General features: G+C 69.8%; 21 protein-coding genes and 1 tRNA gene. 9 read left to right on the plus strand and 13 right to left on the minus strand.

Going from position 1 to position 24650, the window contains the following annotated elements:
- Nucleotides 1–80 precede the first annotated feature (80 nt).
- Nucleotides 81–155, plus strand: a tRNA-Val gene (locus tag EV670_RS10330).
- Nucleotides 156–224: 69 nt separating this feature from the next.
- On the opposite strand, the gene asd is transcribed toward EV670_RS10330, so the two are convergent.
- The 4 genes from asd to EV670_RS10350 form a co-directional block, all read right to left on the minus strand.
- Nucleotides 225–1109 carry an archaetidylserine decarboxylase gene (gene asd, locus EV670_RS10335; RefSeq protein WP_130431790.1) on the minus strand — a complete coding sequence of 295 codons (885 nt, stop codon included), beginning with the start codon at nucleotides 1107–1109 and terminating at the stop codon, nucleotides 225–227.
- A gap of 116 nt (nucleotides 1110–1225) precedes the next feature.
- Nucleotides 1226–1792: a DUF1003 domain-containing protein gene (locus EV670_RS10340; protein ID WP_130431791.1), complete on the minus strand. Its 567-nt coding sequence runs from the start codon at nucleotides 1790–1792 to the stop codon at nucleotides 1226–1228.
- Between the two features lie 3 nt (nucleotides 1793–1795).
- Nucleotides 1796–3454 carry a SulP family inorganic anion transporter gene (locus tag EV670_RS10345; protein ID WP_130431792.1) on the minus strand — a complete coding sequence of 553 codons (1659 nt, stop codon included), beginning with the start codon at nucleotides 3452–3454 and terminating at the stop codon, nucleotides 1796–1798.
- Between the two features lie 13 nt (nucleotides 3455–3467).
- Nucleotides 3468–4247, minus strand: a complete 780-nt coding sequence (locus EV670_RS10350; protein WP_130431793.1) for a spermine/spermidine synthase domain-containing protein — start codon at nucleotides 4245–4247, stop codon at nucleotides 3468–3470.
- Between the two features lie 166 nt (nucleotides 4248–4413).
- Between EV670_RS10350 and EV670_RS10355 the strand changes: the two genes are divergently transcribed.
- Genes EV670_RS10355 through EV670_RS10365 form a run of 3 tightly spaced genes read left to right on the plus strand, consistent with a single transcriptional unit; the run spans nucleotide 4414 to nucleotide 7231 of the window.
- Entirely contained in the window at nucleotides 4414–4794 is a 381-nt protein-coding gene (locus tag EV670_RS10355) for a GntR family transcriptional regulator (protein WP_242616914.1), read from the plus strand.
- A complete protein-coding gene (locus EV670_RS10360) occupies nucleotides 4791–5744 on the plus strand; it encodes an ABC transporter ATP-binding protein (RefSeq protein WP_130431795.1) in 954 nt (317 codons plus the stop codon). Before EV670_RS10355 ends, EV670_RS10360 begins: the two co-directional genes overlap by 4 nt.
- Nucleotides 5741–7231 carry a hypothetical protein gene (locus EV670_RS10365; protein WP_130431796.1) on the plus strand — a complete coding sequence of 497 codons (1491 nt, stop codon included), beginning with the start codon at nucleotides 5741–5743 and terminating at the stop codon, nucleotides 7229–7231. The genes EV670_RS10360 and EV670_RS10365 overlap by 4 nt, the downstream gene beginning before the upstream one ends.
- On the opposite strand, the gene EV670_RS10370 is transcribed toward EV670_RS10365, so the two are convergent.
- Complete coding sequence (locus EV670_RS10370; RefSeq protein ID WP_130431797.1) at nucleotides 7228–7824, minus strand: helix-turn-helix domain-containing protein; 597 nt, start codon at nucleotides 7822–7824, stop codon at nucleotides 7228–7230. The two genes, EV670_RS10365 and EV670_RS10370, sit on opposite strands and share 4 nt — an antisense overlap.
- Nucleotides 7825–7923: 99 nt before the next feature.
- On the opposite strand from EV670_RS10370, the gene kbl reads away from it, so the two are divergent.
- The 4 genes from kbl to EV670_RS10395 all read left to right on the plus strand — a co-directional run bounded on the left by kbl (nucleotide 7924) and on the right by EV670_RS10395 (nucleotide 12942).
- Nucleotides 7924–9132, plus strand: a complete 1209-nt coding sequence (gene kbl, locus EV670_RS10375; RefSeq protein WP_130431798.1) for a glycine C-acetyltransferase — start codon at nucleotides 7924–7926, stop codon at nucleotides 9130–9132.
- 13 nt (nucleotides 9133–9145) lie between these two features.
- Nucleotides 9146–10108 carry an NAD-dependent epimerase/dehydratase family protein gene (locus EV670_RS10380; protein ID WP_130431799.1) on the plus strand — a complete coding sequence of 321 codons (963 nt, stop codon included), beginning with the start codon at nucleotides 9146–9148 and terminating at the stop codon, nucleotides 10106–10108.
- 76 nt (nucleotides 10109–10184) lie between these two features.
- On the plus strand, nucleotides 10185–10994 hold the full coding sequence (soxY, locus tag EV670_RS18965) for a thiosulfate oxidation carrier protein SoxY (RefSeq protein ID WP_341274606.1): 810 nt from the start codon (nucleotides 10185–10187) through the stop codon (nucleotides 10992–10994).
- 325 nt (nucleotides 10995–11319) lie between these two features.
- The gene (locus EV670_RS10395) at nucleotides 11320–12942 is read left to right on the plus strand and encodes an outer membrane protein assembly factor BamB family protein (protein ID WP_165393295.1); all 1623 of its coding nucleotides are present in this window, start codon (nucleotides 11320–11322) and stop codon (nucleotides 12940–12942) included.
- Nucleotides 12943–13009: 67 nt separating this feature from the next.
- Here the strand turns inward: EV670_RS10395 and EV670_RS10400 are convergent, their stop codons facing one another.
- The 3 genes from EV670_RS10400 to EV670_RS10410 form a co-directional block, all read right to left on the minus strand.
- Nucleotides 13010–14308, minus strand: coding sequence for an NAD(P)/FAD-dependent oxidoreductase (locus EV670_RS10400; RefSeq protein ID WP_130431801.1), 1299 nt, complete (start codon nucleotides 14306–14308; stop codon nucleotides 13010–13012).
- A gap of 10 nt (nucleotides 14309–14318) precedes the next feature.
- Complete coding sequence (locus tag EV670_RS10405) at nucleotides 14319–14666, minus strand: c-type cytochrome (RefSeq protein WP_242616915.1); 348 nt, start codon at nucleotides 14664–14666, stop codon at nucleotides 14319–14321.
- Between the two features lie 115 nt (nucleotides 14667–14781).
- On the minus strand, nucleotides 14782–15906 hold the full coding sequence (locus EV670_RS10410; RefSeq protein WP_130431803.1) for a YeeE/YedE family protein: 1125 nt from the start codon (nucleotides 15904–15906) through the stop codon (nucleotides 14782–14784).
- Between the two features lie 73 nt (nucleotides 15907–15979).
- On the opposite strand from EV670_RS10410, the gene EV670_RS10415 reads away from it, so the two are divergent.
- On the plus strand, nucleotides 15980–17107 hold the full coding sequence (locus EV670_RS10415; RefSeq protein ID WP_130431804.1) for an NAD(P)/FAD-dependent oxidoreductase: 1128 nt from the start codon (nucleotides 15980–15982) through the stop codon (nucleotides 17105–17107).
- A 7-nt stretch (nucleotides 17108–17114) separates the two neighbouring features.
- On the opposite strand, the gene EV670_RS10420 is transcribed toward EV670_RS10415, so the two are convergent.
- The 5 genes from EV670_RS10420 to EV670_RS10440 form a co-directional block, all read right to left on the minus strand.
- Nucleotides 17115–18470, minus strand: a complete 1356-nt coding sequence (locus EV670_RS10420) for a TolC family outer membrane protein (RefSeq protein ID WP_130431805.1) — start codon at nucleotides 18468–18470, stop codon at nucleotides 17115–17117.
- A gap of 238 nt (nucleotides 18471–18708) precedes the next feature.
- The gene (locus EV670_RS10425) at nucleotides 18709–19362 is read right to left on the minus strand and encodes a protein-L-isoaspartate O-methyltransferase family protein (RefSeq protein ID WP_130431806.1); all 654 of its coding nucleotides are present in this window, start codon (nucleotides 19360–19362) and stop codon (nucleotides 18709–18711) included.
- Nucleotides 19363–19426: 64 nt separating this feature from the next.
- Nucleotides 19427–22648 carry an efflux RND transporter permease subunit gene (locus EV670_RS10430; protein WP_130431807.1) on the minus strand — a complete coding sequence of 1074 codons (3222 nt, stop codon included), beginning with the start codon at nucleotides 22646–22648 and terminating at the stop codon, nucleotides 19427–19429.
- Nucleotides 22649–22671: 23 nt separating this feature from the next.
- Entirely contained in the window at nucleotides 22672–23874 is a 1203-nt protein-coding gene (locus EV670_RS10435; RefSeq protein ID WP_130431808.1) for an efflux RND transporter periplasmic adaptor subunit, read from the minus strand.
- Nucleotides 23871–24512: a TetR/AcrR family transcriptional regulator gene (locus EV670_RS10440; protein WP_242616916.1), complete on the minus strand. Its 642-nt coding sequence runs from the start codon at nucleotides 24510–24512 to the stop codon at nucleotides 23871–23873. The genes EV670_RS10435 and EV670_RS10440 overlap by 4 nt, the downstream gene beginning before the upstream one ends.
- Nucleotides 24513–24650 lie beyond the last annotated feature (138 nt).

The raw sequence follows: 24650 nt of genomic DNA on the forward strand, positions 1-24650 counted from the left end.
GCCGCGCCGCTTGTGGCATAATCTGCGGCTCGCGAGATGGCGCTGCCCGCTCGCGAATCCGGAACGATCCGCAACATTCCGGGCGGTTAGCTCAGCGGTAGAGCACTGCCTTCACACGGCAGGGGTCGCAGGTTCAAACCCTGCACCGCCCACCAAGAAGATCAACGATTTCCGCCACCTTCGGGTGGCGTTTTCGTTGGCGGTGTGGAAATGCCGCCGCGCGCTCAGTAGCCCACGGTGGCCCAGGTACCCATCGCCTCGCCCAGCCGCACGGCGCGCTCGGCCGTCCAGTCGGTGGCCAGGCGGGCGGCGTCCTTCGGGAACAGCAGCACGACGGTCGAGCCCAGCAGGAAGCGGCCCATCTCGGCGCCCTGTTCCAGGCGCAGCGGCTGCGCCTCGTAGTCCCACTGGCGAATGTCCGGGGTGCGCGGCGGGTTGACCACGCCGTGCCAGGTGGTGGCCATGCTGCCGACGATCGTCGCGCCGACCAGCACCATCACGAAGGGGCCGCGCTCGCCGTCGAACAGGCAGACCACGCGCTCGTTGCGCGCGAACAGGCCCGGCACGCCGCGCGCGGTCGTCGGGTTCACCGAGAACAGTTCGCCCGGCACGTAGACCATGCGCTGCAGGCGGCCGGTGCAGGGCATGTGGATGCGGTGGTAGTCCTTCGGGCTCAGGTAGATCGTGGCGAACACGCCGTCCTCGAAGTGCCGCGCCATGGCTGCGTCGCCGCCGAGCAGCGCGGTGGTCGAGTAGTGGTGGCCCTTGGCCTGGAAGATCTGGTCGTGCTCGATGCGGCCGCACTGGCTGATCGCGCCGTCGACCGGGCAGACCAAGTCGGCACGCGCGATGGTGCGCGCGCCGGGTCGCAGCGGTCGCGTGAAGAACTCGTTGAAGCTCCTGTAGGCGGCCGGGTCGGGATGCAGCGCTTCATCCATCTGCACCCCGTAGCGCCGCACGAACCAGCGGACCAAGTAGGTGGTGAGGGCGCCGCCCTCGCTGCGCGCCACGCGGCCGGCAAACGCGGTGAGCGCCCGCTTGGGCAGCAGGTACTGGGGGAGTACGGAGAGTCGGGACACCGCTGAATGCTTTCTCTTGTGAGGGATCATCGCGCGCCGTGGCCGCCGGCGCGGATGCTGGTCATGTTCGCATTGTCTCTGCGCCTGCCGGTGCGTCGGCGGCCGCCCGGCGCACCGTCTCCTGCGACCGCGACCATCGGCGGGCCCTAGCTGCCGACCGCCGGCTTGCCCTTGTCGGCCAATGCGGTCAGCAGCGCCAGTTGCTGTTGCTGGAGCTTCAGCAGATCGTCCCACTGCTGCTCGCGCAGCGCATCAATCTTCTGGTGCAGCAGCATGATCTCGAGTTCGGCCTTCAGGTTGACCTCGTAGTCGTGCGCGGTGGTCAAGCGGTCCTTTTCGGACTGCCGGTTCTGAGACATCAGGATGATGGGCGCCTGGATCGCGGCCAGCATCGACAGGAACAGGTTGAGCAGGATGTACGGGTAGGGATCGAAGGTCTTGCCGTGGTTCATCAGCAGAAAGGCGTTGAGCCCGACCCAGAGCAGCATCGCCGCAGCGAACAGGCCGACGAAGGTCCACGAGCCGCCGAAGGATGCCACCGCGTCGGCGGCGCGTTGGCCGAGGCCGGGGCGCGCATCGTAATCCTGCGTGAGGTCGCGCGCGATGTGGGTCCGTCCCGCGATGTGGCGTGCCACCTTCTGGGCCCGCGCGTCCAGCGCCTCGAAGGGCTTGCCCAGCAGCCTCGATGCAATCTCGTCGTGCTCGTGGTCCATGCTTCACTCCGGGCTTTGAGTCGCGTCGGCCGCCGCGCGCTGCAGCAGCGGCGCGAACTGCTCGGCGTAGTGCTCTGCGCCGAGCAGGTCCAGCAGACCGGCTTTGGACATCTTGCCGCGCACCCTCTCGTTGGCCTCGCACAGCATCACTCGCACGCCGCGCTTGTGCAGCTTGCGGATCACCTCGTCGAGCGTCAGCAGGCCGCTCATGTCGATGAACGGCACGCGTCGCAGCCGCAGGATCAGCACCCGCGGGTCGGTGTGGGTCTGCGCCAGCGAGGCTTCGAACTTCTCGACCGCGCCGAAGAAGAAGGGCCCGTCGATCTCGTAGACCAGCACGCCCGGTGGCAGGTCGGCGTGGCCCTGCTGGTCAAGCTCGCTCTGCAGGTCGTTCTTGCCGAGTTGCTGCACCTCGACCGCGGACGACATGCGGCGAATGAACTGCAGGATCGCCAGGATCACGCCGACGTTGACCGCCACCACCAGGTCGGCGAACACCGTCAGCAGGAAGGTGATGACGAGGATCGCGCTGTCGGCGCGCGGTGCCCGCAGCAGGAGGTGTCTGAAATGCCCGAGGTCGCTCATGTTCCAGGCCACGACGAACAGGATCGCGGCCAGCGCGGTGAGCGGGATGTCGGCCGCCAGCGGTGCCAGGAACAGCAGCACCGCCACCAGCGTCAGCGCGTGGCCGATGCCGGCCAGCGGGCTGTTGCCGCCGTTGCGGATGTTGGTGGCGGTGCGCGCGATCGCCCCGGTCGCGGCGAAGCCGCCGAACAGCGGCGCCGCGATGTTGGCCAGGCCCTGGCCGATCAGTTCCTGGTTGGAGTCGTGCTTGGTGCCGGCCATGCCGTCGGCCACCACTGCCGAGAGCAGCGACTCGATCGCGCCCAGCATCGCGATCGTGAACGCCGGCCCGAGCAGGGTGATGACGTCGCCGAAGCTGAAGCTCGGCCAGCTCGGTGCCGGCAGGCCGCGCGGGATGCCGCCGAAGGCGCTGCCGATGGTTGCCACGCCGGGCAACTGCAGCAGCGCCTGCAGCAAGGTTGCCACGATCATCGCCACCAGTGGCCCGGGCACGCGCGCCAGGCCGCGGATGCGCGATGAGTACAGCGCCAGCGCCAGGCTCAGCAGCCCGAGCGCGAGCGTTGGCCAGTGAAACTGCGCCAGCACGCCGAGCAGGTTCAGCAGCTTGTCGTGGAAATGCAGGCCCTCGACCTTGGGCAGGCCCAAAAAGTACTGCCACTGGCCGACGAAGATGATCAGGCCGATGCCGGTCGTGAAGCCGACGATCACCGGCGCCGGGATGAACTTGATGACGCCGCCCAGCTTGGCGATGCCCATCAGCAGCAGGATCAGGCCGGCCATCAGCGTGGCCAGCTGCAGGCCGGCGATGCCGTGCTGGGCGGTGATGCCGGAGAGGATCGCGATGAAGGCGCCGGTCGGCCCCGCGATCTGGACCCGGCTGCCGCCGAGCACCGAGACCATCAGGCCGCCGATGATCGCTGTGTAGAGGCCCTGCTCGGGGCGTGCGCCGGAGGCGATCGCGAAGGCCATCGCCAGCGGCAGGGCGACCACGCCGACGACCAGGCCGGCCACGATGTTCGGCAACCAGTGGTGGCGGGCGAGCAGGCCGGCGCGGCTGGCTTCGAGGAAGGCGATCATCGGCGACCGGATCTCATCCCAGGTCGGGAACCCGCGGCGGCAGGCGCTCGTTGCGCAGCGCCGCCGCCAGCCGCGAGAACGAAGGCATCAGCTGCGCCCAGGCTTGGCGGTCGAGCCCGGTGGGGCGCGCCAGCGGCCCGAGCGTGTGGCCGTCGATCGGGTGGCCCTTGAGGCCGAAGACCAGGCTGTTGCCGCAGTCGTCGTCACCCACCGTCACCACCGAGCCGCCAAAGCTGAGCCGGATGCGCTCGAGCTGCTGCGCGTGCTCGGGGTGGCCGGCGTGCAGGTTGGCGACCATCACGCCGCGCGCGCCGAGCGCGGCACGGCAGTCGTCGTAGAAGCGCTGGCTGGCCAGTGGCGTCGACTGGCCGTCGCGGTCATAGCCGTCGACCAGCAGCACGTCGAAGGGTGCCGACGGTGACTGCACGAAGGCCGCGCCGCAGCCGCATGCCACCGTGAAGCGCTGGTCGTCGGGCGGCACCTGAAACTCGTCGCGCAGCTCGATCACGTGCGGGTTGATCTCGACCACCTCGATGTGCGCCTGCGGCAGGTGGCGGTAGCAGAACTTGGCGAGCGAGCCTCCGCCGAGCCCGATCATCCCGATGCGCCGCGGCTGCGGCTCGAACATCAGGAAACCCATCATGACCCGCGTGTACTCGAGGTCGAGCACGTCCGGCTCGAGGATCAGCATCCGGCTCTGGATCTCGCTGATCGAGAAGTACAGCGCCTTGGTCGCCAGCGCTTCGTAGACGAAGGGGCGCTCGAAGGCGGGAGAGTCGGCGTGGTCGGGCATGGGCGATGGCGGGCGGCAACCGCCAAGACTACCGGAAGCCGTGGGCGGCAGCACCGAACGCGGCGTCCGTGCAACGGCGAGACTTGCAATGGTGAATCATGTGTATTACTGTACTAATACACAACAGTAGCGACGGCGCGACTTGACTCCTCTCGATCTCTTCTCGGTGGCCACCGGCTCCGCCGAGCCAATCTACCGCCAGCTCAGCGACCAGGTGCGGCGGCTGGTGGCGGGCGGGCAGTTGCGCGCTGGCGACGAGATGCCCTCGGTGCGCGACGTCGCGCAGTCGCTGGCGGTGAACCCGATGACCGTCTCCAAGGCCTACAGCCTGCTCGAGGCCGAGGGCGCGCTGGAGCGGCGCCGCGGCCTGGGCATGGTGGTCGCGGCCCAGCACAAGCGCGCCGCCGCGCTGGCCGACCGTGCCCTGCTGCTGAGACCGACGCTCGAGCGCGCCGCGCAGGAGGCTCGCCAGCTCGAGCTTTCATCGGCGCGCGCCGTCGCGCTGTTCGACCAGATTCTTCGGGAAGGCAAGGGGAACGACGAATGAATGTGAGCACCACTCATGCGCCGCCGGCGCGCGGCTCGCTGGCGAGTTCGCTGCACGCAGCTTCGCCGTTCGTGCCGGCCGCGTCGGTCGAGGTCAAGGGGCTCCACGTCGGATACGGCAAGCGGCCGGTGATCGACGGCCTCGACTGGCAACTGGTGCCGGGCCAGGTCGTGGGCCTGCTCGGTCGCAATGGCGCCGGCAAGACGACGCTGCTCGAAGCGCTGCTCGGGTTGCGCGATGTCGATTCGGGCAGCGTGAGCCTGTTCGGCCAGCCGCTGGCGGCGCTGGACGACGCGGCACGCGCTCGCATCGGCTTCGTGCCGCAAGCTTCCGACCTGTTCCCGTGGCTCACCGGCGCGCAGTTGCTGGCCTACTTTCGCAGCTTCTATCCACGCTGGAACGAGGCCAAGGTCGAGGCGCTGCTGACCCGCTGGGATATCGACCGGAACCTCCCGATTGCGCGACTGTCGGGCGGCCAACAGCAGCGCTTGTCGATCATCCGTGCGCTCGCGCACGAGCCCGACCTGCTGGTGCTCGACGAGCCCGTGGCCAGCCTCGACCCGGTGGGCCGACGCGACTTCCTGCGCGAGCTGGTCGAGCAGGTGCTCGACCGCGGCACCACGGTGGTGTTCAGCACCCACATCCTGTCCGACCTCGAGCGCGTGGCCTTCAATGTCGCCTTTCTTGCGCGTGGTCGGATCGCACTGCAGGCGCCGCTCGACGAGCTGATCGAGACCACCCGCCGCCTCAGCGGCCCGGCCGCCGAGGTGCGCGCGTTGATGCAGGCGCAGGCGCTGCAACCCCTGGCCGGGATGCCGGTCACTGGCGCTGGCGAGCGCCTGCGGCTGCTGGTGCGCTGCACCGCCGATGCGCCGGCACCGGCGCCGGCCGGTGCTGTGCTGGTCGAGAAGGTGGGCTTCGAGGATCTGTACGCGGAGCTCACCGCATGAACTCGTCCACCCGCGCCTTGCCTCTGGTCCCGTGGCGGCAGATGCTGCTCGCGCCGTGGTGGCAGACCGTCAATCAGGGCTCGCGCTGGACGCTGTGGATCACGCTGGCCTTTCTCGCCGCGGTGCCGGTCATCCTGGTCTTGCTGATTCCGCCGCTACGCTGGTGGCAGGCGCCGCCGCTGCTGGGCGTGCTGCTGCTGGCGGCGGCCTGGTGGATGCTGGCGAGCAGCCTGCTGCAGCAGAACCATCCCAATGCCGCGCGGCTGGTGCCGGGCCATCTCCGGCGCCTGCGCCTTCTGTTCCTGCTGAGCTGGGCCGTCGTGGCCTTGGTGGCCGGCCTGCTGCTTGGCGCTCTGCTTGGGCATGTGGCGCCCTGCATCATCGCCACGGCGGCGGTCGCGCTGTTCTTTGCCTGGGCGGTGGCATGGCCGCTGCACGCCTGGCTGGCATGGGGGGCCTGGTTCCTCGTGGTGCCAATCACGCCGTTGCGTGCTGCCGTGCCGACGGTCGCCGCGCTGCTGGCCCTGCCGCCGCTGCAGTTGCTGATGCTGGGCGCCGCGGTGGCGGCTGTCGGCTGGTGCAGTGCGCATTGCTTGCTCGGCCATGGCGAGAGCTGGCACCTGAAGCGCTACGCGGCGTCGCAGCGCATACACAGCCTGCAGCAGTGGGGTGCAGCCGAGGTGCAGGTGCTGCCGAAAACGCGGTTCTGGTCGGCCATCAACCGGGGCTTCAACTGGGGCTATCACCTCTGGCTCGCGCGTCTGTTGGCGCGACTGGACAGCAGCAGCCGCGCGCGACTGGCAATGGTGTTCGGGCCGTCGCTGCACTGGTCGACCTTGGCCGGCAACCTCTTGATGCTCGGCATGCTGCTGCCGGGCCTGCTGATGCTGCTGGTGCCTTTGCCGCAGGGCGAGTTGGACCAGGCGGCGCGCGAGGGTGCCAGCGGCATGACGGGCGGCGCGTTGCTGGGCTGGACCGGCTACTTCGTCGGCTTGCGGTCGACCCTCTACACAACGCGCCGCGAGCAGGCGCTGCTGGTGCTGGCGCCCGGCCTGCCGCGCCGGGCCGAGCTCAACCGCTGGCTGGTGCGCCACCTGGCGCTTCACCACCTGGCGTCGGGCGCGCTCATCATCGGCGTCGCGGCGATTGCAATGGCCTGGTTGTTTGGCGGCCGCGTGCCAGGCATCGCATGGGCCATCATCGGCGCGTTCGTCGCGTTGGCGTTGCCGGCGGGCCTGGTGATCATCGTCAGCGATTGGTCGCGGCTGCGCCGGCCCGGCCCGTTGGCCGGCATGGGCCTGATGCTGCCGGCCATCGTGCTCTGGGTCGGCATCGTGCTGCTCGTGGCGAGGCTCGACGTGCCTGCCGAACTGTTCGTCGGTGTGGGCCTCGTGTTGCTGGTGCTGGCGCTGGCGTGGGCCCGATCGCGAATGGAGCGCCTGCCGCAGATGCTGCCGGCGGCGCGACGGGCACCAAGGGCGCGCTAGGACCCGTGGATCACCACCAGCAGTGCCGTGGCAACCGTCTTGCCCAGGTTGCGGATCGCATGCGGGCGGTCCACCGCGTAGCGCGCCGTCTCGCCATGCTTGAGACGCTGGCTGTCGTCGCCTGAGCTGACCTCGACGCTGCCGGCGAGCACCGTCAGGTGCTCGCGCGAGCCGGGCTCGTGCGGCTGCGAGACCAGCGCGCCGCCGGGCTGCAGCAACAACTCGTACCACTCGAAAGCTCCGGCCAGTTCGATCGGGCCAAGGATGCGCAGCTCATGGCCGCCATCGGCGCTGTGCAGCGTGGGCGTGGCCTGGGCCGGCACGGTGACGATCGCCGGCGGCGCCGCCTTGCCGCCCTCGAGCAGGTCGCTCAGGCCCACGCCAAGCGCGTTGGCCAGGCGCCAGACCACCGCCACCGTCGGGTTGGCCTGGTTGCGTTCGATCTGCGACAGCATCGACTTGCTGACCCCGGCCCGGCGCGAGAGCTCGTCGAGCGAGAGACCCTGGCCATGGCGCAACGCGGCCAGCGTGGTGCCCACGCGTGGTGGCTCGGCAGGGGCGGGGGCGGCGCTACGGCCGGTGGCTCGGGGCATGGCTTGAAGATCGAACGCAGTTCGATATACTGAACAACAATTCGATTTACAGGACTGAGACCGCCTGAGTGTAGTCGCGGTCCACCGGAGCCCTTCCTCATGAGCACCGAACTCATCGCCCACCTGCAGCAGGAGCTGGCCCAGACCCGCGAAGCCGGCCTGTTCAAGAGCGAGCGCGTGATCGCCACGCCGCAGGGCGCGGTCGTGCGCACTGCCGACGGCCGCGAGCTGATCAACCTCTGCGCCAACAACTACCTCGGCCTGTCCTCGCACCCGCGGGTGGTGGCGGCGGCCCACGAGGCCCTGCGCACGCATGGCTACGGCATGAGCTCGGTGCGCTTCATCTGTGGCACGCAGGACCTGCACAAGCAGCTCGAGGCGCGCATCGCGCAATTCCTCGGCACCGAGGATGCGATCCTCTACGCCGCCGCCTTCGACGCCAACGGCGGCCTGTTCGAGCCGCTGCTCGGCGAGCAGGACGCGATCATCAGCGACGAGCTCAACCATGCCTCGATCATCGACGGCATCCGCCTGTGCAAGGCCAAGCGCTGGCGCTACAAGCACAACGACATGGCCGACCTCGAGCGCTGCCTGCGCGAGGCCTCCGAATCGGGCGCGCGCTTCAAGCTCGTGTTCACCGACGGCGTGTTCTCGATGGACGGCACGGTGGCGCAGCTCGACAGGATCCGTGCGCTGTGCGACCAGCATGGCGCGCTGCTCGGCGTCGACGAATGCCATGCCTCCGGCTTCATGGGCGCCACCGGCCGCGGCACGCACGAGCACCGCGGCTTGCTGATGGGCGGCAAGAGCCGGGTCGACATCATCACCGGCACGCTCGGCAAGGCGCTCGGCGGCGCCTCGGGCGGCTTCACCGCCGGCCCGCGCGAGGTGGTCGAGCTGTTGCGCCAGCGCTCGCGGCCCTATCTTTTCTCCAACACGCTGATGCCGGCGATCGCGGGTGCCTCGCTGGCGGTGCTCGACCTGATCAGCGAGAGCACCGCGCTGCGCGACAAGCTGGAAGTCAACACGCGCTGGTTCCGCCAGGCCATCACCGAGGCCGGCTTCGAGATCAAGCCCGGCGACCATCCGATCGTGCCGATCATGGTCTACGACGCGGTCAAGGCGCAGCAGCTCTCGGCCCGATTGCTCGAGCTCGGCGTCTATGCGGTCGGTTTCTTCTTCCCCGTCGTGCCCAAGGGGCAGGCGCGCATCCGTACCCAGCTCTCGGCCGCGCACGAGCCCGAGCAACTGCAGCGCGCGGTCGCCGCATTCCGCCAGGCCGGCCTCGAACTCGGCCTGGTCAAGTGAGGAGCAAGCAGAGATGAACCACAAGCCCACCCGCATCCTGCTGATCGGCGCCAACGGCCAGCTCGGCACCGAACTGAGCGAGGCGCTGGCGCAGCGCCACGGCGTTGCCAACGTGATCGCCAGCGACATCGCGCCGACCTCGGCGTCGACGCTGCCCGGCCTGCGCTACGAGCGCATCGACGCGCTCGACCGCGAGGCCATCGAGCACGAGATCGAGCGCCATGGCATCACGCAGGTCTGGCTGCTGGCGGCGGCGCTGTCGGCGCGCGGCGAGCAGCATCCGGCCTGGGCCTGGAACCTCAACATGAAGAGCCTGCTCAACGTGCTCGAGCTGGCCAAGGACAAGGGGCTGCGCGTGTTCTGGCCCAGCTCGATCGCCGCCTTCGGCCCGGGCACGCCGCAGCAGAACACGCCACAGGCGACCGTGATGGACCCGGGCACCATCTACGGCATCAGCAAGCTGGCCGGCGAGGGCTGGTGTCGCTGGTATCACGAGAAGCATGGCGTCGACGTGCGCAGCCTGCGCTATCCGGGACTGATCAGCCACCGCACCTTGCCCGGCGGCGGCACCACCGACTACGCGATCGACATCTTCCACGCGGCCCGGCGCGACGGCCGCTACACCTCGTTCCTCGCCGCCGACACGCGCCTGCCGATGATGCACATGCCCGACGCGGTGCGCGCCACGATCGAGTTGATGGAGGCGCCGGCCGAGGCGATCCGCGAGCGCGGCTCCTACAACCTTGCCGGTCTGAGCTTCACGCCGGCCGAGCTGGCGGCGGCGATCCGCCGGCGCCTGCCGAGCTTCGCGATCGACTACGCGCCCGACTTCCGCCAGGCCATCGCCGCCAGCTGGCCGCAGTCGATCGACGACAGCGTCGCGCGCGCCGACTGGGGCTGGCAGCCGGCCTTCGGTCTCGACGAACTGGTCGACGACATGCTGGCCAACATCCGGCCGGTGGCGCAGGCGGCGTGAGCCACTGGGCAACGGCGGTCGCCAGGGCCCAAACCATCGGCCTGCAAGGCGGCAGGCGCCGGTCGACAATCGACCGATGACCACTCGACGCCTCCTGCTCAACCAGAGTGCCGCGCTCGCGGCCAGCGCCCTCCTGCTGCCGCGGCCGGCTTTCGCGCAGACCGCGACCGGCGCTTGGCCGCAACGCGCCTTCGAGGCGCGCAACATCGCCGAGGTGCTCAAGGCGCTCGGCGCCACCGGTCCGGCGCTGCCGAGCAAGGAGCTCACGCTGCAGGCGCCCGATCTCTCTGAAGACGGCGCGCTGGTGCCGTTGCAGCTCTCGAGCACCTTGCCCGGCGTGCGGCAACTGGCGCTGCTGGTCGAGCGCAACCCGGGGCTGCTGTCGGCCGTCTTCACCCTGAGCGATGCGGTCGAGCCCACGGTTTCGCTGCGCATCAAGATGCAGGAGTCGTCGAACGTGCACGCGCTGGCGCTGCTGGCCGACGGCCGCGCCTTCGTCGCCACGCGAGAGGTGAGGGTCACCGCCGGTGGCTGCGCCGGCGGCACCGACCCCGACGCGGTGAAGAACCCGGCCGCGATCCCGATCAAGATGCGCGCCCAGGCGTCCGCCGGCAAGGGCACCGTGGTGCGCGCGCTGCTGAGTCACGAGATGGAAAGCGGCCAGCGCAAGGACGAGCAGGGCCGCGTGATCCCGGCTTGGCACATCACCGAGTTCAGCGCGCGGCTCAACGGCCATCCGGTGCTCGGCGCATGGTGGGGGCCGGCGGTCTCGCGCAACCCATTCCTGCAGTTCACGCTGAAGAACGCGAAGACCGGCGACCGGCTCGCGCTCGCCTGGGTCGACAACCGGGGCGAGCGGCGCAGCGACGAGGCGACTGTGGGCTGAGGCCGCAGGCAGGCGGCGAGTAACGCCGCCGATCTCACGCGACGCGGCGCGTTGGCGCGAAAGCGCAAGTTCAGCTGTGGTGTGACTAACCCGAGCCCGAACTCGGGCATCGTCGCCCCGGGCTATGACTTGCGGTGCATAGGTCGGGTCCGCAGAATCAAGCGTTGCTCATGCTGCCATCGTCAGATCGCGCGGTATCGATCGCCATCTCCCTCCGAGTTCAACGGTTCGCGCCAGGCGGCGCATCGGTCGCCTGCGGCGACTTCGGCACCTACCTGGGCCGAGGCTCGCGTCGATCCCGATGCGTCGTTTGAGGAGAGCGCTGATGAGGAAGCAGAAGCTGTCGATCGTGGCCCTCGGGGCCTTCATGGGTCTGATGGCGTGTGGCTCGCCGGTGCTTGCCGAACCGGGCTGGGCCGCCGCCGGCAACGACCTGAAGAACTCGCGTTTCCAGGCCGACGAGACACGCATCACCGCCAAGACGGTTGGCGGACTCCAGCTGAAATGGTCGCTGACCACCACCGGCGACGTGACGGCCAATCCGGCCGTCGAAGGCCAGTACCTCTACTTCCCCGACTCGGCCGGCTTTCTCTACAAGGTCGACCGTATCACCGGCGCCCTTGTCTGGAAGCGGCCGATCTCCGACTACACCGGCATCGCCGGCGACTTTGCACGTGCCACCCCGGCCATCGCCGGCAACGCGCTGATCCTGGGCAACCAGAGTGGCAAGTTTCTCGGCACCGCCTTCGGGCAGCCGAATCCGCAGCCGGCGCGTGTCTTCGCTGTCGACAAGGCGAGCGGCAATCCGCTCTGGTCCACGCAGGTCGACACGACCGCGCTGTCATTCGTAACCCACTCGGCCATCGTCGCCAACGGTACCGCCTTCGTCGGCACCGCGTCGAACGAAGAATTGGTCGCGGCCTTCGTGCCGCCGGAATACTGGCAATGGCAGTTCCGCGGCAGCGTGGTGGCGCTGGACGTCGCGACCGGCGCGATCAAGTGGCAGACCTACACCGTGCCCGCCGGCTACTTCGGCGGCGCGGTCTGGGGCAGCACCGGCGCCGTGGACATCAAGAGCAACCAGGTGTTCATGGCCACCGGCAACAACTATGCGGTGCCGAAGATCGTGCTCGAGTGCCTCGGCGGCGGCGGCACCGCGGCCGCCTGCATGAGCGCCGACAACCACTTCGATTCGATCATCGCGATGGACATGACCACCGGCGCCGTGAAGTGGGCCGGGCGCGGCCTGCCGCCGGACGTGTGGAACGTGGCCTGCGGGCTCAACACGCCGGGCTTCACCGTCGGACCATGGTTCCCCGGCGTCTACGGTAACTGCCCGAACGGCAACCCGGCCACTGCCGGCCCCGACTACGACTTCGCGCAGGGGCCGATATGGCTGGGCGGCGGGCTGGTCGGCGCGGGCCAGAAGAGCGGCATGTTCTGGGCCTTCGACCACAAGACCGGCGCACTGGCCTGGTCCACCCAGGTCGCGCCGGGCGGTGTCACCGGCGGACTGCAATGGGGATCGGCGACCGATGGCAACCGCATCTTCGTCGCGGTCGCCAACAGCGGGCCCTCGTCGGCCGGCGGCGGTGTCGGTGCGCTGCCGTGGACTCTGAAGGACGGCAGCGTCACGACGGCCGGTGGCTGGGCGGCGCTCGACCGCAAGACGGGCGCGGTGCTGTGGACCACCAAGGATCCCATGGGCAGCCGTTCCGAAGCTGCCGTGAGCGCCGCCAACGACGTGGTGTTCGGCTGCAACCTGGCCTTAGGCGCTGGCACGATGTACGCACTCAACGCCAAGTCGGGCCAGGTTCTCTGGTCCTACAACAGCGGTGCTCCCTGCAACGCCGGCCCGTCGATCGTCGACGGCATGGTGTACTGGGGCAGCGGCACATTCATCAGCCCCGGTGGGCCGCAGAAGGTCTTTGCCTTCGGTCTGAACTGAAGGCTTGACTCGAGTCAGCTGACGCCGGCGGGTGCCACAAGGCAGCCGCCGGCGCAGCGCTCGTTCGTCAGCCCAGCGAATCCGCCCAGATGTTCCTCGCCCAACCCTTGGCGTAGAGCGCCTCCACCGCCGATCGCTCGGCCGACACGCCGCCCGAGCCGGCCACGGTCTTGAAGGTTTTTTCGGCGGCATCGAAGGCGTGCACGCTGGCGACGTGGATCACCAACTCGTCGCCGACGAAGCTGTAGCAGGTGTTGGTCAGCATCGGCCGCGGGTTGATCTCCCAGCCCGAGAGCTGGGCCACGATCGCCGCGGCCGCCACCTTGGCATGCGAGTTCGCCATGTGGCCGCTCTTGGGCATCAGCGGCGCGATCTGGATCGAGTCGCCGACAACAAAGATGTCCTTGGCCGCCGTGGCCTCGAAGCTCTGGTAGTTCACGCCGACCCAGCGCGCGTTGCTGTTGGCCAGCCCGGTGTCGACCGCGATGCGGCCGGCGCGCATCGGTGGCAGCACGTTGAGCACGTCGGCCTTGACGTCTTCCTGCACCTCGAACTTGATCGCACCGCCCTTGGCGTCCACCGCCACCGTCTTGTGCTGCGGTCGGTACTCGACCATGCCCGGGTAGAGCTCGGCCCAGGCCTTCTTGAACAGCGGTCCCTTGGAGGTGACGTCGGGGTTGGCGTCGAGGATCAGGACCTTCGACTTCGGCTTCTCGCGCTTGAAGTAGGCCGCCACCATGCAGGCCCGCTCGTAGGGCCCGGGTGGGCAGCGGTAGGGCGCCTCGGGGATGGTGATCGCATAGGTGCCGCCGTCGCGCATCGCCTGCAGCTGGCGGAACAGGGCCTCGGTCTCCGGGCCCGCCTTCCAGGCCTGCAACACCTGGCCGCTCTGCTGGGCCGCGGCGAGGCCTTCGACGCGGTCGAACATCAGCTCGATGCCGGGCGAGAGCACCAGCTTGTCGTAGCGGATCGAGGCGCCGCCGGCCAGCGTGACGGTCTTGGCGGCAGGGTCGATGCGGCTGGCGCGGTCGCGCACCAGCTTCACGCCGTGGCGGCGTTGCAGCGCCTCGTAGGACACGGTGAGATCGCCGAGCTTGCCGGTGCCGGCCAGCACCAGGTTGCTCAGCGGACAGGAGATGAAGGCCGCCTCGGGCTCGACCAGCACCACGTCGATCTTGTGGTCCGACAGCAAGCGCACGTACTTGGCGGCGGTGGCGCCGCCGTAGCCGCCGCCGATCACCACCACCTTGGCGCTGGCGGGCACCGCGGAGCCGGTGGCGCAGCCGGTCAGCGTCGTCAACAGGCCGGCGCCGGTCAAGCCACCCAGGCCCGCGCCGAGGATCATCTGTCTGCGTTGGATCGTCATCGCGTGCTCCTCACTTCGGCTGGGCCGCAAAGTAGGCCGCCAGCGCGGCGATCTGCTCGTCGCTGTAGCCCTTGGCGAGCTGGTGCATCACGGTGGCCGGGCGCTTGCCGTCCCTGAAGGCCTTCATCTGCTCGATGAAGTAGGCCTCGGGCATGCCGGCCAGGCTGACCATCGCTTGCCCGGCGACGGCCCGGCCGTCGGTGCCATGGCAGTTGGCGCAGGTCGCGGCCAGGCTCCGCGCGTAGAGGGCCTGGGTCGGCGTGGTCTGTGCGTGCAGCGGCAGCGCGGAGGTCAGCAGCAACAACAACGGCGCGAGGCGAGCGATGGCCACGCGCGGCAGGGCCAGGGGGTGGATCACGGTCGGTCTCCTTGTTGTCTGACTCTTGTGGGCGGTCATGGCCACCGCAGTGGATGGCCGCTGCGCCGGCCACGGCATCATGGCACCGGGTCGGGCCTCGTGTGCGACCACTTGCTCATGAGCTTATGTGCTCGCGTTCGATGCGCCAGCTCTGGTAGCGCAGTGCCAGCCAGGCACCGAGTCCGAACCCGGCGCAGGCGATGAAGGCGCCGACCGCCAGCAGCGAGAGGCCGCTGACGCCCTGGCCCAGGGTGCAGCCGAGTGCGGTCACGCCGCCGGCGCCCATCAGCAGGGCACCGACGAGGTGATGGGCCAGGTCGCCGGCCTCGGCAAAGCTCTCCCACTGGAATTCGCGCGCGGCCAGCGCGGCGGCGGCGCTGCCGAGCGGGATGCCGATGGCGGTCGCGATGCCGAAGGCCAACGTCGTGTTGCGGTCGGTCCAGAGCGTCAGCAGGTCGATCGAGTAGGCCAGCGGCGCGACGAAGCTCAGGCCCTCGGGCCGGCGCGAACTGGTCGCCAGCCAGGCTGGCTCGAGCGTCGCGGGATGCTCGGCAACGAAGCCGAGGTGACCGGTCAGGAACCAGGCGCCGACCACCAGCGCGCCGATCCCGGCGCCGCCGAGCAGCGCAGGGCGGTCGCCGCGGAAACGCCGGTCGCGCAGGATCCAGAAGCCGAGCAGCGCGCCCAGGACCAGCGTCAGCAGCGGCCGCAACAGCGCCTCGGCTGCCAGGCCGCTGCGCGCCAGCCAGGCCGGCAGGTCCTGCGGCCCGGCCAGCGACAGCGCGAAGGCGTCGAGCCACTCGATGCGCAGGGGCGCCAGCACGCCGCGCAGCGTCATCAGCGCCGCCAGCCCGGTCACGCCGAGCACCACCAGCGCCTTCAGGCTGCCGCTGCCCAGGCGCACCAGGTTGCGCGAGGCGCAGCCCGAGGCCAGCACCATGCCGAAGCCGAACAGCGTGCCGCCGACGAGGTTCGAGGCCCAGAAGAGGCGGTGGCCGTTCTGCACCGTGCTGCGCAGGTCCACCGCGCCGGCCAGGATCAGCGCCTGGGTGCCGAGCAGCGCCACCAACGCCGCCAGCGCCCACATGCGCAGTCGCGTCGCGTCGCCGAAGGTGACGAGGTCGGCCAGCGCGCCCATCGTGCAGAAGCGGCTGCGCTGCGCCAGCGCGCCGAACAGCAGGCCGATCAGCAGGCCGCCGGCGAGCACGCTGCGGGTCAGGGTGGCGAGGTCGGGCTCCATGCGGTCCGGGTCGGGTGTCGATGGATGATGAGGATAGCGGGGCGGCGCGCGGCTCGCCCTTAGGATTGGCGCCATGGATCGAGTCGATGCGGTGGTGATCGGTGCCGGCGTGGTCGGCCTCGCGGTGGCGCGTGCCCTCGCGCTCTCCGGCCGCGAGACCCTGGTGCTCGAGCAGGAGAGCGCGATCGGCACCGGCGTCAGCGCGCGCAACAGCGAGGTCATCCACGCAGGGCTCTACTACCCGACCGGGTCGCTGCGTGCGCGACTGTGCGTGGCCGGCCGGGACCGGCTCTACGCCTACTGCACCGAGCGCGGCGTCGGCCATCGCCGCAGCGGCAAGCTTGTGGTGGCGATCGATGCGCGCCAGCGCGTCGAACTCGCCGCGCTGCAGGCGCGTGCCGCCGCCAACGGCGTGCCCGGGCTGCAGTGGCTGGAGCGCGAGCAGTTGCGCATGCTGGAGCCGGTGCTCGAGGCCGAGGCCGGCTTCCTGTCGCCTGCGACCGGCATCGTCGACAGCCATGCGCTGATGCTGGCGCTGCAGGGCGATCTGGAGACCGCCGGCGGCATGGTCGCCGTGGCATCCAAGGTGCATCGCATCGACGCGGCACGCGGGCCAGGCGGCGCGCATGTGCTGCTCAGCGGCGACAGCGAACTCGCGGCCGCAGTCGTTGTCAACGCGGCCGGGCTGGGCGCGATCGGGCTGGCCGGCCGGGTGAGCGGTTCACCGCCGGCACCCGGCTACGCAGCGCCGGTCGAGCCGACGCGCTTTGCCAAGGGCAACTATTTCTCGCTGGCGCTGCGTTCGCCGTTCTCGCGCCTGATCTACCCGCTGCCCGAGCCCGGTGGCCTCGGCGTGCACCTGACGCTCGACCTGGGCGGGCGGGCGCGCTTCGGCCCCGACGTGGAGTGGATCGAACGTGGTCCGGATGGCGGCTTCGACTACCGCGTCGATCCGGCGCGTGCGCCCGCCTTCGAGGCAGCGGTGCGGCGCTGGTGGCCCGGCCTGCCGGCCGGCGTGCTGCAGCCCGACTACAGCGGCGTGCGACCCAAGCTGGTCGGTCCCGGCGAGCCGGCACCGGACTTCCGCATCGACGGCCCGGCCGCGCATGGCTGGCCGGGCCTGGTGCACCTGCTCGGCATCGAGTCGCCGGGGCTGACGGCCAGCCTGGCGCTGGCCGACGAGGTGCTCTCGATGCTGTGAGGCCCGGTCAGGGCGCCAGCAGTCGCGTCACCCGTTGCACGTCCTCGGGCTTGAGGGTGCCGGCCGCCTGGCGCAGGCGCAGATTGCCGAGGATCACGTTGTAGCGCGCCTGGGCCAGGTCGCGCTGGGTCGTGAAGAGCTGGGTCGAGGCGTTGAGCACGTCGAGGTTGACCCGCACGCCGACCTTGTAGCCGAGCTGGGTCGATTCGAGCGCCAGCTTGCTCGAGGCTTCGGCGGCCTCGAGCGCGCGCACCGAGGCCTCGCCCGACTGCACGCCGTAGAAGGCCTGGCGCGTGGCCTGGGTCACGGCGCGGCGCGCGGCCTCGAAGTCGTTGCGCGACTTGTCTTCCAGCGCCAGCGTTTCCTTGACGCGGTTCTGCACCGCGAAGCCGGCAAAGATCGGAATGTTGGCCTGCACCCCGATCGCGCCGTTGGTGAAGGTGCCCGGCACCGTGCTGGAGATGCCGCCGCCGGTGCTGAAGCCCGAGTTGTTCTGCTTGCCGTAGCTGCCGACCAGGCTCAGGGTCGGCAGGTGGCCGGCACGTGCCTTCTCGGTCTCGAGCTTGGCGATGTCGTAGGCCAGGCTGGCCCTGCGCACCGTCGGCGCGCCGTCCGTCTGTGCCACCCACGAATCGGCATTGGCCGGCTCGACGCCGGGCAGGCGCACCGGCGCCAGGAGCGGCTTGGGCGTGACATTGCTGCGGCCGACCAGCTGGTCTAGCGCGATGCGCTTGGTGAGCAGGTCGTTGTCGGCCGCGATCACCTGCGCGTTGGCGAGGTCGAAGCGGGCCTGGGCCTCGCGCGAGTCGGTGATGGTCGCGGTGCCGACCTCGAAGTTGCGCTTGGCCGAGGCCAACTGCTCGGCGATCTGGGTCTTGTTGGCGTTGGCCGTGGCCAGCGTGTCCTGCGCCGCCAGCACGTCGAAGTAGGCCTGCACGAGCCGCACGATCAGGTCCTGCTCGGCGGCGTCGAGGTCGGTCGCCGCGATCTCGTAGCCGCGCTCGGCCTGCTCGATCGTGACGCTGTTGGCGCGGTTGTAGAGCGGCTGGCTGGCCGAGAGCGTGGCCAGGCTCTGGTTGCTCTGGAAGTTGTCCTCGCGGCCGGGCGAATCCGACAGGGTGCGCTGGACGGCGCCGCTCAGGCCCACGCTCGGCCGCATCAGCGCCTTGACCTGGTCGCGTCGGTACTGTGCCGATTCGGCCTGGGCACGCGCCGCCAGATAGGTGGCATCGTAGGCACGAGCCGCGTCGTAGAGCTCCTGGATGCTCTGGGCCGAGACGCTGGCGGGCAGGGCGACCGTCAGCACGGAGGCGACGGCAAGGGCCTGGGCGAGCCGGCTCAGCGGCGAGGAACGCAGGGACATGGGGCTTCCTTCAGGCGATTGAATTTCTTGCAGGAGACAGGGACGAGCCGCGCGGGCATGGCAATGCATGCGCGTGCGCTTGCGTGGCAGGCCGGTTTGTAGCGGTGGCGATGCGAGGCGTCACGCTGCTTGCGACGACCCGCGCGCCCCGTGGTGCGAGCGGTAGAAACAGCGGGTTGAAGCGCGTGGGCATCGGGACGGGCTGGATCCGGGGCGGGTGGCAGGGCGAAGCCGACGCTCAGAAGCTGAACGTCGAGGGCTCGGCAAAGCCCTGCAAGCGCGCCGCGACCGTGTCGAACAGCACCGTCTTCTGCCAGGCCTCGGGGCCGCTGCGCGTGTAGCGCACCGCGCGCATCACCGGCTCGAAACCCTCGATCGCGACCAGCCGGCCGCCCGGCTTGAGCTGGGCGAGCAGCGCACGCGGCACCTCGGCCACCGAGCCGGAAAGCAGGATCGCATCGAAGGGTGCCGCGTCCGCGGCCCCGGCGCTGCCGTCGGCGCAGCGCACCTCGACGTTGGCGATCGCGGCGCGGCGCAGGTTGGCGCCGGCGCTGGCGGCCAGCGCCGGGCGGATTTCCAGGCTCAGCACCTGCTGCGACCGGTGCGCCAGCAGCGCGGCCATGAAGCCGCTGCCGGTGCCGATCTCGAGTACGCGCTCGTGCTTGTGCAGGGCCAGTTCCTGCAGCAGGCGTGCCTCGACCTTGGGCGCCAGCATCTGCTGGCCCTCGGCCAGCGGCACCTCAAGATCCATGAAGGCCAGGGCCCGGTGCTCGGCCGGCACGAAATCCTCGCGTCGGACCACCGCCAGCAGCGACAGCACCGAGCCATCGAGCACGTCCCAGGGACGGATCTGCTGCTCGATCATGTTGAAGCGGGCTTGTTCGACGTTCATGGTGTTCGGATGGCGGGCAAGGGCGGAAAGCGCCGAATTCTAGGGTCGCGTCGACACGACGAACTCAGTCCCGGGTCGCCGGCTGCGGCTGCGCCGCCGAGCCGGGGCTCGCGGCTGCTGCCGGTGCCTTGAAGAACCGGCGCTTCAACCAGCTGGCGAGGTCGTCGAGGTAGCAATAGATCACCGGCACCACCACCAGCGTCAGCAACGAGGAGGTGATCACGCCGCCGATCACGGCCTGGCCCATCGGCGCGCGCTGCTCGGAGCCCTCGCTGAGCGCGAAGGCCAGCGGCACCATGCCGAAGACCATTGCCAGCGTCGTCATCAGGATCGGGCGCAGGCGCACGCGCGCGGCCAGCAGCAGCGCCGCCTCGCGCGTCATCGGCGGGCCATGGTGCTCGTCGCCGACGTCGCCGTGGCGAGCGCGGTTGGCGAAGTCGACCAGCAGGATCGCGTTCTTGGTGACCAGGCCCATCAGCATGACGACGCCGATGATCGAGAACATGTTGAGCGTGGAGCCGAACATGATCAGCGTCAGCACCACGCCGATCAGCGTCAGCGGCAGCGAGCTCATCAGCGCGATGGGCTGCAGGAAGCTCTGGAACTGCGAGGCCAGGATCATGTAGATGAAGATGATCGCCAGCGCCAGCGCCGAGAGCGCGTAGCCGAAGCTCTCGGCCATGTCCTTGGTCGAGCCGCCGAAGGTGGTGCTGACGGTCGGCGGCAGCTTGGCCGCGGCGATGGCCTTGCGGATGTCGGCCGCCACCTCGCCCTGGGCCCGGCCCGAGACGTTGGCGGTGAGCTCGACCTCGCGGTTGAGGTCGCGCCGGTTGATCTGCGTGGGGCCGTAGCCCGGGGTCACGGTCGCGACCTGGTTGAAGCGCACGATGCGGGCCGTGCCGTCGGTGTTGGTGCCGGCGACCAGCCCGATGTTCTCGATGTCCTTGGCGCTCTGGCGGTACTCGGGCGCCAGCAGCACGTTGACGTCGTAGCTCTGGTCGTCGGGAGCGCGCCAGGTGCCCACCGTCTGGCCGGCCACCAGGCCGCGCAGCACGCTGGTCAGGCTGCCGACCGACAGGCCGAGGTCGGCCGCGGCGTCGCGCTTGACCGTGATGTCGATGGTCGGCTTGTTGGCCTTCATGCTCGAGTCGAGGTCGACCAGGCCCGGGATCGTGCGCAGCTTCTGCGAGAGTTGCTCGCTGACCCGCTGCAACTCGTCGAGGTCCTCGCCCTGCACCGACAGCGAGATCGGCTTGGCGCCGCCGACCGAGTCGAGCAGGCCGACATGGGTGACGGTGATGCCGGGGATCGCGGCCAGGCGCTCGCGCATCGGCACGCTCATCTGGTCGACGCTGCGCTTGCGCTCGCGGCGGTCGACCAGTCGCACCAGCACGTTGGCGTAGTTGCGGCCCTGGGCCTGGCCGGTGTTGATGGTGGTCAGCGTGTAGCGCACCTCGGGAAACTCGCGCAGCACGGACTCGACCTGGTGCGCCTTGGCCTCGGTCACCTCGATCGACGAGCCGGGCGGCGTGTAGAAGCTGACGGTGGTCTCCGAGAAGTCGGCCTTGGGCACGAACTCGGTGCCCATCAGCGGCACCAGCGCGAAGGCGCCGACCAGCGAGGCCAGGGCGATACCCAGCGTCGCTGGCTTGTGGCGCAGCGACCAGCCGAGCACGCGCTGGTAGGCCTCGGTCAGCGAGTGCGACCAGCGGTCGACCTGGTGCGTGACGCGGCCGAGGGTCTTGTCGTAGAGCGTGACCGGCACGAAGGGCTTGCCCTCGCGCGCCTCGATCTCGCGGTCGATCGCCGGGTCATGCCAGATGCTGCTGAGCATCGGGTCGAGCGTGAAGCTGACGAACATCGAGATCAGCACCGCGGCGACGATCGTGATGCCGAACTCGTGGAAGAACTTGCCGATGATCCCGCCCATGAAGCCGATCGGCAGGAACACCGCGACGATCGACAGCGTGGTGGCCAGCACCGCCAGCCCGATCTCGTTGGTGCCGGCGAGCGCGGCGTCGTGCGCGCTCTTGCCCATCTGCACATGGCGCACGATGTTCTCGCGCACGACGATCGCGTCGTCGATCAGCAGGCCCACGCACAGGCTCAGCGCCATCAGCGTGATCATGTTGATCGTGAAGCCGAACATGTTCATGAACAGGAAGGTGCCGATCAGCGCGATCGGCAGCGCCAGCCCGGTGATCACCGTCGAGCGCCAGGAGTTCAGGAACAGGAACACGATCGCGATCGTCAGCAGCGCGCCCTCGAACAGCGTGCGCTGGACGTTCTTGACGCCGACGCGGATCTGGCGCGAGTTGTCGCGCACCACGTCGAGCGCCATGCCGGAGGGCAGGTCCGCGCGGATCTGGTCGGCCACCTTGTTGAGGCCGTCGACCACGTTGATGGTGTTCTCGCCCTGCGCCTTGAGCACGTCGAGCGCGAGCGTGCGGGTGCCGTTGTAGAGCGCCAGGCTGTCGAGTTCCTGCGGGCCGTCGACCACGTCGGCCACCTGCCACAGCCGCACAGGCTGGTTGTTGCGTTTGGCGACGGTGATGTACTTGAGCTCCTCTGGCCGCTCGACGCGGGCGTCGATCTGCACCACGCGCTCGCTGTCCTTGGTGCGCAGGGTGCCGGCCGGCAGCTCGACGTTCTCGGTGCGCAGCGCGCTGACCACCTGGTCGACGCCGATGCCGTAGGACTCGAGCGCCGAGGGCTTGAGGTAGATGTTGACCTGGCGTCGTACCGGGCCGACCAGCGTCACCGAGCCGACGCCGCGCACGTTCTCGAGCTTCTTCCTGAGCACCTGGTCGGCGTAGGTCGTGAGCTGCTGCGGATCGCGGCTGCCGTCGGGCGAGGTCAGCGCCAGGCTGTAGATCGGGCGCGATGCCGGATCGAAGCGCAGCACGCGCGGCTCCTTGACCTCGTCGCGCAGCGTCGGGCGCACCGCGCTGAGCTTCTCGCGCACGTCGTCGGCGGCGCGGCGGCCGTCGATGTCGAGGTTGAACTGGATGATGACGACCGAGGTGCCCTCGTAGGAGCGCGAGCTCAGCACGTTGATGCCGGCGATCGAGTTGACCGCTTCCTCGACCTTCTTGGTCACCTCGCTCTCGACGATCTTGGGCGAGGCGCCGGGATAGTCGATCTGCACCACGACCACCGGAAACTCGACGTCCGGGAACTGGTCGACGTTGAGCCGCTGGTAGGAAAACAGGCCGAGCACCACCAGGGCCAGCATGACCATCACCGCCATCACCGGATTGGCGATCGAGACGCGGGTGAACCACATGGTCGGGCGCTCTCGCTACAGGTTCAGCGCGCGGCCGAGGCCGCGGCCGCGCTCGCCAGCGCCGGTGCCGTGGCGGGCAGCTCGATGTCGGTGCCGAGCCGGACCGAGGTGCCGTCGCGCACCGAGCCGACCGCGCCCGTCAGCAGCAGCATCGGCGCGGCGTCCGCTCCGCCCAGGTTGCGCAGCTCGAGCATCGGTACGCCATCGGCGTAGCCGCGCATGCCGGTCTCGACGTTCTTCTGGCGCACGTTGTCGGCCAGCACCTGCATTACGTAGGGCGGGTTCTGGTCGAGCCGCACCGCGCTCTCGGGCGCGGCAAAGACCTTGGCGCGCTCGAGCTCGATGCGGCCGGTGGCAAACAGCCCCTGGCGCAGCGCCGGGTGCGGATCGACCTCGAGGTAGACCGTGATCGCGCGCGAGCCGGCCTGCGCGGCCGGGTTGATGCGCGCCACGCGCGCCTTGACGTCGCCGTCGATGCCGTCGACCCGCAGCCGGGCCGGCGCGCCGACCTTCAGCTGCGCGGCCGCGTCGGGTGCCACCGCGGCCTCGAGCTCGATGCGCGCGAGGTCGACGATCTCGACGATGCGTGCATCGATGCCGACCCGCTCGCCGGGCTGCACCGCACGCACCGAGACGATGCCGTCGATCGGCGCGCGCAGCTCGGCATCGGCCACCGCCTTGCGCGCCAGCTCGGCGGCGGCGTTCGAGGCCTGCAGCGTGGCGCGGGCCGCGGCGGCGTTGCTGACCGAGGTGTCGACCGCGTTCTTAGAGATGAAGCCCTGGTCGACCAGCGCGCGGTTGTTCTCGAGCGCGCGCTCGGCGATGTCGAGCTGGGCCCGGCTGGCCGCGGCCTGCTCCTGCGCCTGGCGCAGCTTCCACTGGTACTCGGTGGCGTCGATCTGGCCGAGCAACTGGCCGGCGCGCACGCGATCACCCTCGCGCACCGTGAGGCTTTTGACCTCGCCGGCGACCCTGGCCTTGACCACGGCGCTGTTGACCGCCTTGAGCGCGCCCGAAACCTCGAGCGAGCGCTCGAGCTCGCGCATCCTGGCCTGCACCACGTCGGCGCTACCGAGCTGGAGCGCGGCCGCCGGCGCCGTTGCCGCCTGCGCGCTCGGCATCTGGGCGCGACGCGCGATCAGCGAACGTGCCAGCAGCAGCACGACGACGGCGACGACCAGACCGACGACCAGCCAGGGCTTCCAGCGGCGCACGGTGCTGCTCATCGGCGCCCCTTCGTCGCCGGTGCCAGCGCGATGCCCTGCAGCACGATGTCGACCTGGGTGTCGATCAGGCGCGTCGGGTCGACGCCGAGTTCGACGCCCTCGCAGGCGCCAAAGGAATGCTTGTGCATGACGATGAAGAGCATGGGAGCCATCAGCAGCTGGACGACCTGGGGGATGGGCAGCGGCCTGAATTCGCCGCGCTCGATGCCGCGCTGCAGGACCGAGCCGAGCAGCGCGTGCATCGGCTCGATGACCTCGGCGGCGAAGAAGCGGCCGATGTCGGGAAAATTGCGCACCTCGCTCATCATCAGCTTGCAGATGCCCGAGGCCGGCGTCTCGCCGAAGCGACGCCACCATTCGTGCAGCACGAGCTGCAGCAGTTCGGCGGCGCTGCCCTCGTGGGCGGCGACGATGCCGACGCCCTCGGCGATCTCGTGCGAGATGTTGCGCAGGATCACCGCCTTGAGCAGGTCTTCCTTGCTCGGGTAGTACAGATACAGCGTGCCCTTGGAGACGCCGGCGCGCGCCGCCACCTCCTCGGCGCGGGTCGCGGCGAAGCCCTTCTCGACGAAGAGTTCGAGCGCCGCGTCGAGCAACTCCTGCGGCCGCGCCTCCTTGCGGCGCTGGCGGGCAGGCACGGTGTCTCGGACGTTCTCGGGGGCTTGGGGCGGAACCATTTGATTACTGACTGATCAGTCAGTAATGTACCGGTCCACCCGCGAGGGGTCAAACCACCGAGGGTTGCCGGAGTGCAAAGAAGCTTGAAGCTGGCCAGG

Origin of the sequence: Rivibacter subsaxonicus (assembly GCF_004217215.1) — a bacterium.
Taxonomy (GTDB): Bacteria; Pseudomonadota; Gammaproteobacteria; order Burkholderiales; family Burkholderiaceae_C; genus Rivibacter; species Rivibacter subsaxonicus.

Excerpts from the sequence above, each read along its gene's own strand:
- asd (WP_130431790.1), bottom strand. The coding sequence starts at position 1,109 with ATGATCCCTCACAAGAGAAAGCATTCAGCGGTGTCCCGACTCTCCGTA.
- EV670_RS10340 (WP_130431791.1), bottom strand. The coding sequence starts at position 1,792 with ATGGACCACGAGCACGACGAGATTGCATCGAGGCTGCTGGGCAAGCCC.
- EV670_RS10345 (WP_130431792.1), bottom strand. The coding sequence starts at position 3,454 with ATGATCGCCTTCCTCGAAGCCAGCCGCGCCGGCCTGCTCGCCCGCCAC.
- EV670_RS10350 (WP_130431793.1), bottom strand. The coding sequence starts at position 4,247 with ATGCCCGACCACGCCGACTCTCCCGCCTTCGAGCGCCCCTTCGTCTAC.
- EV670_RS10360 (WP_130431795.1), top strand. The coding sequence starts at position 4,791 with ATGAATGTGAGCACCACTCATGCGCCGCCGGCGCGCGGCTCGCTGGCG.
- EV670_RS10365 (WP_130431796.1), top strand. The coding sequence starts at position 5,741 with ATGAACTCGTCCACCCGCGCCTTGCCTCTGGTCCCGTGGCGGCAGATG.
- EV670_RS10370 (WP_130431797.1), bottom strand. The coding sequence starts at position 7,824 with ATGCCCCGAGCCACCGGCCGTAGCGCCGCCCCCGCCCCTGCCGAGCCA.
- kbl (WP_130431798.1), top strand. The coding sequence starts at position 7,924 with ATGAGCACCGAACTCATCGCCCACCTGCAGCAGGAGCTGGCCCAGACC.
- EV670_RS10380 (WP_130431799.1), top strand. The coding sequence starts at position 9,146 with ATGAACCACAAGCCCACCCGCATCCTGCTGATCGGCGCCAACGGCCAG.
- soxY (WP_341274606.1), top strand. The coding sequence starts at position 10,185 with ATGACCACTCGACGCCTCCTGCTCAACCAGAGTGCCGCGCTCGCGGCC.
- EV670_RS10395 (WP_165393295.1), top strand. The coding sequence starts at position 11,320 with ATGAGGAAGCAGAAGCTGTCGATCGTGGCCCTCGGGGCCTTCATGGGT.
- EV670_RS10400 (WP_130431801.1), bottom strand. The coding sequence starts at position 14,308 with ATGACGATCCAACGCAGACAGATGATCCTCGGCGCGGGCCTGGGTGGC.
- EV670_RS10410 (WP_130431803.1), bottom strand. The coding sequence starts at position 15,906 with ATGGAGCCCGACCTCGCCACCCTGACCCGCAGCGTGCTCGCCGGCGGC.
- EV670_RS10415 (WP_130431804.1), top strand. The coding sequence starts at position 15,980 with ATGGATCGAGTCGATGCGGTGGTGATCGGTGCCGGCGTGGTCGGCCTC.
- EV670_RS10420 (WP_130431805.1), bottom strand. The coding sequence starts at position 18,470 with ATGTCCCTGCGTTCCTCGCCGCTGAGCCGGCTCGCCCAGGCCCTTGCC.
- EV670_RS10425 (WP_130431806.1), bottom strand. The coding sequence starts at position 19,362 with ATGAACGTCGAACAAGCCCGCTTCAACATGATCGAGCAGCAGATCCGT.
- EV670_RS10430 (WP_130431807.1), bottom strand. The coding sequence starts at position 22,648 with ATGTGGTTCACCCGCGTCTCGATCGCCAATCCGGTGATGGCGGTGATG.
- EV670_RS10435 (WP_130431808.1), bottom strand. The coding sequence starts at position 23,874 with ATGAGCAGCACCGTGCGCCGCTGGAAGCCCTGGCTGGTCGTCGGTCTG.